The sequence below is a fragment of the Bacillus sp. UNC41MFS5 genome (assembly GCF_000686805.1).
The window spans coordinates 317,219-329,802 of record NZ_JMLP01000005.1 but is presented as its reverse complement, the minus strand read 5'-3'; the positions used below and the strand labels follow the sequence as shown (position 1 = coordinate 329,802).

Below are 12,584 nucleotides of genomic sequence, written 5' to 3'. Positions count from 1 at the left end.
TATTAGAAATTTTTCGCGTTCGGTTTGTTAAAACCATAACGTTCAAAAAATTCTTCTCTAAAATCACCAAGCCGGTCTTCCATGATGGCTTGTCTGACTTTCTCCATTAATCTTAACAGAAAATAGAGATTATGGTAAGACGTTAAGCGAATTCCAAACGTTTCATCACATTTTATTAAGTGGCGGATGTATGCACGGCTGTAATTTCGGCATGTGTAGCAATCGCAATTTTCATCAAGCGGGCCAAAATCTCTTGCATATTGTGCATTTTTCACGACAAGTCGGCCCGTGCTGGTCATCAATGTTCCATTTCTGGCAATTCGTGTTGGCAATACACAGTCAAACATATCAATCCCGCGAATCGAACCGTCAATTAACGAGTCTGGCGATCCCACTCCCATTAAATATCGTGGTTTATCCGATGGTAACAGTGGCGTCGTAAACTCTAGTACACGGTTCATGACATCTTTTGGTTCACCGACAGACAAACCTCCAACAGCATAGCCAGGAAAGTCTAAGGAAACTAGGTCTTTTGCACTCTGCTTGCGAAGTTCCTCATATTCTCCCCCTTGAACGATTCCAAATAAGCCTTGGTCATTTGGTCGGCTATGGGCCGTTAAACAACGCTCAGCCCAGCGTGATGTTCGCTCCACAGACTTTTGCATATATTCGTAAGTGGCAGGAAATGGCGGGCACTCATCAAAGGCCATCATAATATCGGAACCAAGAGCATTTTGAATTTCCATCGCCTTTTCTGGTGATAAAAATAATTTTTCACCACTCATATGGTTGCGGAAATGTACTCCTTCTTCTTCAATTTTACGGAATTCACTTAAACTAAATACCTGAAACCCACCTGAATCGGTAAGGATTGCCCGGTCCCAGTTCATAAATTTATGTAATCCGCCCGCTTCCTTGATGATTTCATGCCCTGGTCGAAGCCATAGATGATAGGTGTTACTTAATATGATTCCTGCACCCATTTCCTTTAGATCTTCGGGTGACATTGTTTTTACAGTAGCAAGTGTGCCAACAGGCATAAATGCAGGAGTATCAAATGATCCGTGCGGGGTATGGACTCTGCCTAGCCGGGCCCCTGTTTGTTTACATGTCTTAATTAATTCATAACGAATAGCAGTCAATATTTTGTCTCCTTCCTAATGCAATCCTTAGATGACTAACATCGCATCACCAAAACTAAAAAAACGATACCTCTCAGCTACAGCAGTTTGATAGGCATGTAGCACATGTTCTCTGCCTGCTAACGCACTGACAAGCATAATCAAGGTTGATTTCGGCAAGTGAAAGTTCGTAATCATTCCATCAATGGCTTTAAATTCATAGCCGGGATAAATAAAAATGTTTGTCCAGCCGCTTCCTTCTATAAATTGCCCATCATTTGCCGAGGCAATGGTTTCAAGTGTGCGAGTGGAGGTTGTCCCTACTGAAATGATTCTGCCCCCATTACTTCTAACCTCATTTAGCAGCCTGGCTGTCCCTTCTGTCATCATATAAAATTCAGAGTGCATATCGTGCTCTAATACATCATCTACACTCACAGGACGGAAAGTCCCCAGTCCGACATGGAGGGTAATAAAGGCAATATGGACACCTTTTGCTTTAATCTCTTCTAATAAGCGGTCTGTAAAATGAAGACCAGCAGTTGGCGCTGCGGCTGAACCAGGTTCACGCGCATACACAGTCTGATATCGATCCCGGTCCTCGAGCTGCTCTTTTATGTATGGTGGGAGCGGCATTTCGCCTAATTGGTCAAGCACCTCATAAAAAATGCCTTCATATTTGAATTCTAAAACACGCCCGCCATGTTCCGAGGTTCCAGTGCAAACGGCTGTAAGTAATCCATCGCCGAAATCGATTTCGGTTCCTTCTTTTACTCTTTTTGCTGGCTTAACAAGTGTTTCCCAACTGTCTCCTTCCAGCTGCTTCAAGAGTAAAACTTCAATTTTTGCACCTGTATCTTTTTTGACACCAAAAAGACGTGCAGGAAGTACCTTTGTATCGTTTAAGACAAGGCAATCTCCTTCACGCAAATACTCAATCACATCTTTAAATACTTCATGCTTTAATTCACCGGATTGTTTATCAAGGACCATTAAGCGGCTGTCGGTCCGATTTTGCAATGGGACCTGCGCAATTAACTCCTCCGGTAAATGAAAATCAAATAAATCTACCTTCATATTATGACACCCTAATCTATTTTTTAATAATTAATCAAGTGGCCGGCATATCCATCCCAAAATGGTTATAAACCAGCGGGGTTACCACCCTGCCACGTGGAGTTCTTTGTAAAAAACCAATTTGTAATAAATATGGTTCATATACATCTTCGATGGTTTCAGATTCTTCTCCAATGGAAGCTGCAATCGTATCCAGTCCGACGGGACCACCGCGGAATCTTTCGATAATGCCCTTCAGCAGTTTATGGTCGATATGATCTAATCCTAGTTTATCGACTTGAAGCAGTTCAAGTGCTTCTCGTGCAAGAGCAAGATCAATTGTTCCATCCCCTCTTACTTGGGCAAAATCTCTCACCCGGCGGAGGAGACGGTTCGCAATCCTCGGGGTCCCCCGTGATCTCCGAGCAATTTCTGCTGCTGAAAGGCCGTCAATTTCGGTACCGAACACTTCAGCTGTTCGCAGGACAATATTTTTCAATTGGTCTTCCTTATAATACTCGAGACGACTTAAAACTCCAAACCGGTCGCGTAATGGAGCCGATAAGGAACCTGCCCTCGTTGTCGCACCAACCAGAGTAAACGGTGGGAGATCAAGGCGTACAGACCTCGCGCTTGGTCCCTTGCCGATAACAATATCAAGGCAAAAATCCTCCATCGCTGGATAAAGAACTTCTTCGATCGTCCGTTGCAATCGATGGATTTCATCAATAAATAATACATCTCCAGGCTCCAGTGCCGTAAGAATCGCTGCTAAATCACCGGGTCTTTCTATTGCTGGTCCTGAAGTGGTTCGGATATTTACACCCATTTCATTGGCGATAATGACGGCAAGTGTCGTTTTTCCTAATCCGGGCGGACCATAAAGCAATACATGATCTAACGTTTCCTTCCGCATTTTTGCAGCCTTTATATAAATATCGAGATTTTCCTTTACTTGATCTTGCCCTATATATTGACTGAGAACTTGCGGCCTAAGGCTCTGTTCAATGCTCATCTCGCTCTCGTTAACTTCACTAGAAATAATCCGATCTTCCATGAATCATCACCTATTTTAAAAGCCGCTGCAGGGCTTTTTTAATGTATTGGTCCGTAGACATTTGTTCTTTTCTTAACTCAGGTGTTATCTTTTTGATTTCTTTCTCGGAATAACCTAATGCTTTCAGGGCAAGAATGGCTTCTTCTAAATTTGAATTACCCTTTTGTGTATGCAGCTCAAGTTGGTCAGCATTAAATAAGTTAGGGAAGTAATCTGGAACAATGTCCTGCAATTTTCCTTTTAGGTCCAGGATCATTTGACGGGCTGTTTTTTTGCCAACTCCCGGGAATTTGACAAGGAAACTCTCATCCTCATTTTCAACAGCCGTAACCACCTGCTGCACTTCACCAGAAGCAAGTATGGCGAGTGCCCCTTTTGGACCAATTCCTGAGACATTTAATAATTTTGTAAAAAGCTTTTTCTCTTCTCTAGTTTCAAAGCCGTAGAGGGCATTGATATCCTCACGAACATAATGATAGGTATATACTGTTACCATTGTTTCCATTTTACCCGCATAGATAAACGGATTGGGTGTTGCGATTTGGTAGCCGATTCCGTTGTTTTCAATCACGATATATTCTGGACCGACAAATTCGACGGTCCCTTTAAAAAATTCGTACACTTGCATTCTCTCCCCTAGTTTTGCACTGTATTTCATTCTACCATACAATTTTACGTAAGTTATAGAAAATAACTATTGGGAGAAACATCGAACTATTCGGAATACGGCTTCGCAAGGAGGGGGATTTTTCGATTCGCTGATAGAATTGCGATATTCGCCGATTGAAGTTGGGAATTCGCTGATAGAATTGCGATATTCGCTGATAGATGCTTGGAATTCGCTGATAGAAATTGGATTCGCTCATTTTAGTGCGGAATTCGCTCATTGAACATCGAAATTCGCTCATTGCACCACTGAAACACCCTAATCGATCTCTATTTTTCAAAAAAAAACCAGGCTGAAAGGGCGGCATCAGTCTGATTGATAAGTATTTCTATTCTTTTTTTAAAGAATAAGGCTTAAATGTCTCTAACACTTCTACATATCGATTCTTATTTTTGATTGGAATGCCTTGAATTAATTCTTCTTGCTTTGTGCTCTCGAGTCTCTTAATATCTATTTGAAAAAATGATTGGATAATTCTTAATTGGTCAGGTTTTCCATTAAAAATGCTCAAAACACCCTCTTCGGTAATTCCAAAAAAGCCATTTGCTTTCAGCAAGGGAGATATGTCATTGACTTGTTTTTGAAAAACCAATGTCGATCCGTCAATGTCGATCGGCTGCCATTGGTCATACTTAGCCCAAAAGTTCTCCAAGGACCAGCATGTCTCATTGACCACTTCTTGACTTATTTCCCCATCCAAATATACCCTTTCCAAAATAACCTTAATATTTAAAGGTTCAGTTTTTTCCTCTTTCTGATGGTAATCCATGGGTGCGGCTGAGCCAATAATGGTCATTTCCTTGGCATTAATAATAAACATGAAGAGAAGAACAGCGAATCCGGCGAACATATACCTAAACCATGCCATCCAATGATACCTCATGCTACTCACCTCTTATTGTTAAAAATTGAACCTTCTATACAGTAATAGTTTAGCCTTATTTTGCCTTTTTATCCTCCATGACATGTTAAAAAGGGTAAAGCTAAATAGCTTTACCCTCAACCTGGAAGAATTATCTTCCGCCTTTTTCCTGCTGACTATCATTATAAAAGTTACGATCGCGGCCAAGGGTTCCCTCATCAATGATGACCTTTACCGTTCTTCCATTTGCGTATGGCTGTACTGCTTTCTGAATCGCTCTTTTGGTAGCTGCGGCTTTGCCATGGTTATTTAAATTCACGGAAACAATGATTGTATTTCCATAGGCAACGGATCGAACCGCCTGTACATTAGGAACCGCACCTACTTTGTTTCTGATTTTATTCGTAACATTATTTTGAAAGTCAGGGTTAGTAGCCACCCCAGTATTTCTGGTGTTTACATTTAAATGACCGTGATAATTCATATCACTCGAACTAAAGCGATTATCTCGTTGGAAAATATTACGGTCATTGGAAGCTAAAGGTTTTGTTGGATTCTTTGGATTCCCATTTCCATCTTTAGTTTGAAGCTGCCTTCTTTTGTTTTCGTTCGTAACTTGATCCTCATCCCCTAGAGAATGATCCATCATTTCCGTAATTGCCCCGTCGTCATCTCTAAAAAGATTATTATTTGAGGTTGGGTGGTTTTCATTGGAGTAATATCCGACCGGATTTAAAGAATTTTTATTGTTATCGTTAACCCCTGCACGATCATTATTACTTGCACATCCAGCCAGCCCCAACATTAATGTGGCTGAAAGAGGAATCATCCACTGTTTCTTGTTCAAGCGAAAAACCCCCTCCATTAACATCCTGAGCATGTGAAACCTATGCTCATTATTAGGGTGTTATTTTTGAGGGGATTTCATTCAGACGGATAATTCCAACTCAGTTTAGTCCACTAACTTCTTTAAATGATCAATAAATTTTTTCCTAGCATAAAATTGACTGATTGTTAAGTCCATTACTTGTTTATATTTCATATGGTCCATATATGATTTTTCACGAATCATTCGATTCCATTCCCGAAAAATATCTGCTGGATAGGCTAATGCATATAAAAAAGCGGCTTCGTGTAAGTATTTCTTAATTTGTTTAAGACTTGACAGTTTTTCGAATGACCAATCAAGATAAGGTAAAATCCGATTGGCGTATTGTAAATAATCAAAGGAAGCAGGACCAATGCTGATTAAATCAAAATCAATGAGATTTAATTGTCCCCCTGTATCCCTTAAGAAATTATGATGGGCTACGTCCCCATGGAGAATGAGAGGGGGTTCAGTTTGAAAGAAGCTCCGGTTATTTTCCATCCCTTCCAGTGACCAGTCAGCCCAAGCAAGCATTTCCGTGATTACTGGCTCATTGATAAAATAGCCAAGATAGGGAAGATTATTAGTAAATACATTTAATCGTTCCGACCATTTTTCGATGAGATGTCCTTTTGGAAGTAAAGTTCGATAGCGTGCTTCAAACGATGCCGTGGTTTGGTGAAATTGTTCTAATAACTCAATTCCTTCTTGGCGATTCTTATGCGAGTGGAACGAAAATACCGATTTACTTGGAGGTATGTACTCCATACATCCAAAGTAGGTTCCTTCAAAAAAAAGCTGTTCTCTCACTTGGGAAGTCAAAAATAAATAGGTCTTTCCAAATCCTTCTTTTTTCAGAGTGGCTGTAAAGGCTTCTTGGAGTCTTAGCCTATTGTTGGTATGATACCCTTTTAGGACGTAAGTATTTTTATCTGTTCTTAAATAAATAACAGATTTTCGAATCGGAACCATCTGAAGGATTCGTTCATAGAACTGAGATTGAAAATAAGAGAGGAGACGATCAAAATAATCATCGTCTCCCTTTTTATGATTTGGTGTATTAAAGGCTCTCATCATGGTAACCAGGCATCCCATAAGGACTTGTTCCCACCGGACCCATACCATATGGATTCATATAAGGAGGCTGTGCTGCATTAACAGGCCCTGTATATGGTGCACTGTATATTGGCGGGGTTGGCGGCACAAAGTTTTGTGCCATTGGTGCTTGCTGTTGTATTGATTCCCGCTGTTGCATTGGTGCTTGTTGCGGCATTGCCATTGGTGCTTGCTGCGGCATTGCCATTGGTGCTTGCTGCGGCATTGCCATTGGTGCTTGCTGCGGCATTGCCATTGGTGCTTGCTGCGGCATCGCCATTGGTGCCAACATTCCCACTGGCATTCCTGATGGTGCCCCTCCGCAGCCGCAATCACCTCCAGCTCCTGCTGGAAAACCTTGAGGTGGCAGCATGAACGAACCAGGTCCAGCCATTTCTGGAGATTCAAAATGTGCAGGTACACCCATTGGACCACTCATTTGCGGGTAGCCGAATGGCATTTGGCCATACGGTGCGCCCATTCCATACGGATTTCCCATCGCAGGATTTCCGAACATGCTACCAGGCATTACTGGAGATGGGGCAAAGCCAGCTGGATTTTGTGCTATCTCAAATCCAGAAGGACTTTCCATTGGGAAACCGGTTGGCATTTGACCAAATCCTTGTGGCATTTGTCCAAATCCTGCTGGCATTTGCTGGCCAAACCCTTGTGGCATTTGATCAAAGCCTGCTGGCATTTGCTGGCCAAACCCTTGTGGCATTTGATCAAAGCCTGCTGGCATTTGCTGGCCAAACCCTTGTGGCATTTGACCGAAGCCTGCTGGCATTTGCTGGCCAAACCCTTGTGGCATTTGTCCAAATCCTGCTGGCATTTGCTGATCAAATCCTTGTGGCATTTGACCTGTGCCTGCTGGCATTTGCTGGCCAAACCCTTGTGGCACTTGACCTGTGCCTACTGGCATTTGCTGGCCAAATCCTTGTGGCATTTGACCTGAGCCTACTGGCATTTGCTGGCCAAACCCTTGTGGCATTTGTCCAAAGCCTCCTGGCATCGTTGGCTGGCCATAGCCTTGTGGCATTTGACCGAATGCTGACGGATCCATGTAAGGGTAGCCCATTGGCGCCTGTGGTGATTGAGCGCCCATTACTGCACCCGGATTATAGGCTGGGTTCATAACAGGCAATTGCGGCATAAAGGATGATTCCTCATCGAAATGCGGTGCAACAAACGATGTTCCTGCAACAGATGGCACTGTCCCTGGACTTCCCGGGAACCCACTTGGCATTACTGGCGGCATTGGAATCACCCCACCTTGCCCTTGTGGGTAAGGCATGAATGGTTGCATAGGCATCGGGAATCCGCCATATGGAGGACAGAATCCTGGTCCAGGCATGATTGGAGTAACTGGAACACAATAATCCTGTTGCGGTGCTACCTGTTCAGGTGCTTCCATCACTGGAGGCGGTGCAGGAACAAGGGGTGTTTCTTTGATTGGCATTTCTTTGATTGGTGCTTCTTTGATTGGCATTTCTTTGATTGGCATTTGTTTTATAGGCATTTCTTTAATTGGCATTTCTTTAATTGGCATTTCTTTCTTTGGTACTTCTTTGATTTGAGGCAGGATATTGGCAGGTTTAGGCGGCAATTGTGGTTGTTGTACTGTCATATTTTGCATGTTCATCATGTAATAGTTGTTAATATCAATTTCTGGGACGATTTGTAGGGGCATTTTTGGAGTATAAGGTGCTATTGGTGCCTCTTTGATTATTGGTGCTTCCTTGATTGGAGCCTCTTTAATTGGTGCCTCCTTAATTGGCGCTTCTTTGATTGGTGCTTCCTTAATCGGCATTGCTTTGATTGGTGCTTCCTTAATCGGTGCTTCTTTTATGGGTTTCTCTTTGACTAACGGCTGCTCAGCAAGCGGCTGTTCTTTCTTCGTTCCTAAAGTGATTTTTGTACCTGGTTTAGTTCCCAATGGTGCTTCTTTTTTTATTGTTCCACCTGAAGTTGGGACCTTTATTTTCATACCGGGCATAATCATATCAGGGTTGCTGAGCTGTGAATTCATCTTTTTCAGCTCTTCAAAATTCACGCCGTACTTCTTGGCAATCTTCCAAAGAGTATCCCCTTTCTGTACGATATGGATCTTCACTCTGATTTCCCCTCCTATGGCATAAGTCCATATAGTCTATGTGAAAATGGGCAAAGTGCTATCCTTCTTCACAAAAACTTATGCTATTTTTCAAAAGAATATGAATCCCGCCTGATGAATTCATGAAATATAAAAAGATGCAATCAGGAAAAATTGCATCTTTTTATCTCTATTTATGAATTAATTAGCATCCGCTCGAGCGCCAATTTTGCATTCTCGGCAACCTCAGGACTAACTTGAATGATATTATTTGTCTCCTCAAGTGTATCAAGGCTCCAGACCAAATGCGGCAGGTCAATCCTGTTCATCGTTAAGCATGGACACATATGCGGATTTAATGAAATGATGTTTTTATCCGGATGAGTTTGAATTAAGCGATTGACAAGATTCATTTCTGTACCGATTGCCCAAGCCGTTCCAGGCTCTGCCTTTTCGATAGCATTAATAATATAACTCGTTGACCCTGCCATATCGGCTAATTCTACTACTTCGCGGCGGCATTCCGGATGAACAATGATTTTCATATCAGGATATTTATAGCGAGTATCAATCACATTTTGTACTGTAAAATTTTCATGAACCGAACAATGACCTTTCCAAAGGATAACCTTAATTTCTGAAGTGTCACCTTCAAACTCCAGTTCATTCGTAATTGGGTTCCAAACCGCCATTTCGTCTAGGCCAACCCCTAATTCGACGGCTGTATTTCGGCCAAGATGCTGATCAGGTAAGAATAAAATTCGTTCCTTCATTTCAAATGCCCACTTAACCATCGTCTCGGCATTAGAAGAAGTAACCGTTGCCCCGCCATGTGCACCAACAAACGATTTAATTGCTGCTGTTGAGTTAACATAGGTTAATGGAAGAATTGTATCTCCAAAAAGTTCCTGGAGCTTTTCCCAAGCTCTTTCAGTTTGCTGAAGATCAGCCATATCAGCCATCGAACAGCCCGCGCGCATATCAGGCAGGATAACCTTTTGATTTTGATTCGTTAAAATATCTGCTGTCTCTGCCATAAAATGAACACCACAGAACACAATAAATTCTGCGTCTGTATTTTTTGCTGATAATTGTGCAAGTTGTAAGGAATCACCAGTGGCATCTGCAAACTGGACAACCTCGTCTTTTTGATAATGATGGCAAGGAATATAAAGACGAGAACCAAGTTCCTTTTTCACCTCAATGACCCGGTTTTCGAGCTCTTCTCTCGACATTTGTTTGTATTTTTCAGGAATCATATTTTTTTGTAACGTTGCTAGTAGATTCATGTTACTCATCTCCTTTATTCCATTGCACTTTAACACTAATATCTAGTGCTTTGTAAGAATGAGTTAAGTACCCAAGGGAAATATAATCGACACCCGTGTCGCGGTAATCAGCAATATTAGCTAATTGGATTCCGCCTGACGCCTCAGTAATAATCGTCCCTGGAACCAATTGAATGAATTCTTTAATTTCATCCGGAGTCCGGTTATCAAACATGATTACATCTGCCCCTGCATGTACCGCTTCCAACACCTGATTTTCCGATTCCACTTCGACTTCCACTTTCACCATATGACCAGCCTTTTTTCGAACCGCTTCCACTGCCTTTGAAATGGAACCAGCAAATGAGATATGGTTATCCTTAATCATGACCCCATCATATAAACCGAAACGGTGATTATATCCGCCTCCACAGCGAACGGCATACTTTTCAAGCATTCGAAGCCCTGGAGTAGTTTTCCGGGTATCACATATTTTCGTATGGCCGCTATCCAGTGTATCAACCGTCTTTCGTGTGAGCGTGGCAATCCCGCTCATACGTTGGACTAGGTTCAGGATCACTCTTTCCCCTTTTAATAAATCAGCTATTTTCCCAGAAACTTGGGCTAACTTGTCGCCATAGTTGATTGCTTGGCCATCCTTCACAAACACACGCGTGGAAATCTCGTTATTTAGCAACTGGAACCCTGTCTTAATAATTTCCTCTCCACAAAAAATCCCATTGTCTTTTGCAAGAAAAACAATTTCTCCTTTTGTTTCATCTGCAAAGATTAAATCAGTGGTAATATCCTGTTCCCCGATATCCTCAATAAAAAACTTCTCAAGTTGCGAGCGCAGTTTCAATGTGTTCATTGGACTTTTCCCTTCCATGTTTAAAGTTATGAATGATTGATTTTCTTAACCAATGGTGATCATCTTCTTTTGGGCAATCACTTCGAAAGTGTCCGCCCCGGCTTTCTGTCCGTTTTAAAGCTGCATCTGTAATTAGCTTGGCAGTGACCAGCATAAAAATCTTTGTTATCTGTTGAGTCGTACACGTATCTAAATGGATCGTTTCGGCCTTGAATTGCTGTAACCAAGCTTGCTGTTTCTTTAAATTCACTTCATTACGAACAATTCCTACCCGTTCCATCATCGAATCTTTAATTTGTTGGACATGCGGTAAATGAATGACTTTCTTCTTTTTAAGATAAAAATCATGATGTTTTGGTTCAACTTTGGGACTTTTCGTTACTTCATTTATCCACTTCGATAACTGTTCCCCTTGAAATAATCCCTCTAACAAGGAATTACTTGCTAGACGATTGGCACCGTGTAGACCTGTACAGGAGGCTTCACCAATTGCATAAAGTCCATTTAGGGAAGAGCGGCCGATTAAATCAGTTTTAATTCCGCCCATTAAAAAGTGGCTGCCTGGAGCTACAGGGATTTTCCCATCTGCAATCCGGATCCCGTTGTCTTCACATAGGGATGTAATCGAAGGAAATCGTTTCCTAAACTCTTCAATGGAACTTATATCTAAATAGATCTGTTTTCCTTTTTTCAAGTATTCATATATTCGTTGGGAGACGATATGCCTCGGTCCGAGGTCTTTTAAGGGGTGAACCCCCTCCATGATGCGGGTCCCATCTTCTGTAACGAGAATGGCACCTTCTCCCCTTACTGCTTCAGAAATTAAGCCGTTTGTTTCACCGTTTATATATAAAAGTGTGGGATGAAATTGGTTAAACTCCATATCGACGATGTCCGCGCCGGCTAAATAAGCCATTGCAATCCCATCACCCGAAACTGTTTTGGCGTTGGAAGTATAAGTATATAACTGACCACAGCCCCCCGTTGCGATGATGACATGCTGTCCATAAAATCTTTGGATGGAACCGGTGGCTGTTTTCGCTTTAACACCAATACAAATGTTCTGTTCGCTATTGAGGAGTAATTCATAAGCGAAAACATTTTCTTCGACAGTGATATTTTGCTTTTGCTTGAGTTCAGTGATCAGATACTCCATGACGTTCTTACCTGTAGCATCACCGCCGCCATGAACAATTCTCTTTTCACTGTGTGCCCCTTCCATCCCAAGAAACAATTCACCATGTTGATTTTTATCAAAAACCTCACCTTGTCGTGCCATGTTCTTGATAAGCTCCGGCGCCGCAGTAATGACTTCCTGAACCACATCTTGATTGTTGTGAAATCTTCCCGCTTCAAGTGTATCGACCACGTGCTTAGAGGGGTGGTCGTTCTCCCCCAGTGCAGCCGCGATCCCGCCTTGAGCAAGATAAGAATTGGCCGTTCTTAATTTTTCCTTTGTGAGTATCCTCACATTCAAATGGCTAGATAACTGAACAGCCAGCTGCATGGCGGCTATTCCACTTCCAATTATTAATACATCTTCATTTGTCATGTTGACCCTCCTGACATAACAGGTGTCTTGACATATATATTTACATAGAATTAAACTAAAAACAAGTATTTTTAT

The 12,584-nt window shown here is 42.0% G+C and carries 10 protein-coding genes and 2 pseudogenes; 1 reads left to right on the top strand and 11 read right to left on the bottom strand.

What is annotated here, in order from left to right; genetic code table 11:
- Positions 1-2: 2 nt before the first annotated feature.
- From tgt to BR30_RS0101650, 7 genes are all read right to left on the bottom strand, one after another.
- On the bottom strand, positions 3-1,142 hold the full coding sequence (gene tgt / locus BR30_RS0101680) for a tRNA guanosine(34) transglycosylase Tgt (protein WP_026563457.1): 1,140 nt from the start codon (positions 1,140-1,142) through the stop codon (positions 3-5).
- 27 nt (positions 1,143-1,169) lie between these two features.
- Positions 1,170-2,198 carry a tRNA preQ1(34) S-adenosylmethionine ribosyltransferase-isomerase QueA gene (queA, locus tag BR30_RS0101675; protein ID WP_026563456.1) on the bottom strand — a complete coding sequence of 343 codons (1,029 nt, stop codon included), beginning with the start codon at positions 2,196-2,198 and terminating at the stop codon, positions 1,170-1,172.
- Between the two features lie 34 nt (positions 2,199-2,232).
- On the bottom strand, positions 2,233-3,234 hold the full coding sequence (gene ruvB, locus BR30_RS0101670; protein ID WP_026563455.1) for a Holliday junction branch migration DNA helicase RuvB: 1,002 nt from the start codon (positions 3,232-3,234) through the stop codon (positions 2,233-2,235).
- Positions 3,235-3,244: 10 nt separating this feature from the next.
- Positions 3,245-3,856 carry a Holliday junction branch migration protein RuvA gene (gene ruvA / locus BR30_RS0101665; protein WP_026563454.1) on the bottom strand — a complete coding sequence of 204 codons (612 nt, stop codon included), beginning with the start codon at positions 3,854-3,856 and terminating at the stop codon, positions 3,245-3,247.
- 373 nt (positions 3,857-4,229) lie between these two features.
- A complete protein-coding gene (locus BR30_RS0101660) occupies positions 4,230-4,784 on the bottom strand; it encodes an intercompartmental signaling factor BofC (RefSeq protein ID WP_026563453.1) in 555 nt (184 codons plus the stop codon).
- Positions 4,785-4,914: 130 nt separating this feature from the next.
- Positions 4,915-5,610, bottom strand: coding sequence for a YhcN/YlaJ family sporulation lipoprotein (locus tag BR30_RS32535; protein ID WP_197032277.1), 696 nt, complete (start codon positions 5,608-5,610; stop codon positions 4,915-4,917).
- Between the two features lie 105 nt (positions 5,611-5,715).
- The gene (locus BR30_RS0101650; RefSeq protein ID WP_231507604.1) at positions 5,716-6,708 is read right to left on the bottom strand and encodes a phosphotransferase; all 993 of its coding nucleotides are present in this window, start codon (positions 6,706-6,708) and stop codon (positions 5,716-5,718) included.
- A 1,739-nt stretch (positions 6,709-8,447) separates the two neighbouring features.
- On the opposite strand from BR30_RS0101650, the pseudogene BR30_RS38785 reads away from it, so the two are divergent.
- A pseudogene (locus tag BR30_RS38785) lies at positions 8,448-8,537 on the top strand (pentapeptide repeat-containing protein); the annotation flags it as partial.
- A gap of 167 nt (positions 8,538-8,704) precedes the next feature.
- Here BR30_RS38785 and safA read toward each other — a convergent pair.
- The 4 genes and pseudogenes from safA to nadB all read right to left on the bottom strand — a co-directional run.
- Positions 8,705-8,839, bottom strand: a pseudogene (safA, locus tag BR30_RS38780) (SafA/ExsA family spore coat assembly protein); the annotation flags it as partial.
- A gap of 173 nt (positions 8,840-9,012) precedes the next feature.
- Positions 9,013-10,107: a quinolinate synthase NadA gene (gene nadA, locus BR30_RS0101640; protein WP_026563451.1), complete on the bottom strand. Its 1,095-nt coding sequence runs from the start codon at positions 10,105-10,107 to the stop codon at positions 9,013-9,015.
- Between the two features lies 1 nt (position 10,108).
- Positions 10,109-10,957 (bottom strand): carboxylating nicotinate-nucleotide diphosphorylase, encoded by an 849-nt coding sequence (nadC, locus tag BR30_RS0101635; RefSeq protein ID WP_026563450.1) that lies wholly within the window; start codon positions 10,955-10,957, stop codon positions 10,109-10,111.
- On the bottom strand, positions 10,926-12,509 hold the full coding sequence (gene nadB / locus BR30_RS0101630; protein ID WP_026563449.1) for an L-aspartate oxidase: 1,584 nt from the start codon (positions 12,507-12,509) through the stop codon (positions 10,926-10,928). Before nadB ends, nadC begins: the two co-directional genes overlap by 32 nt.
- Between the last annotated feature and the right edge of the window lie 75 nt (positions 12,510-12,584).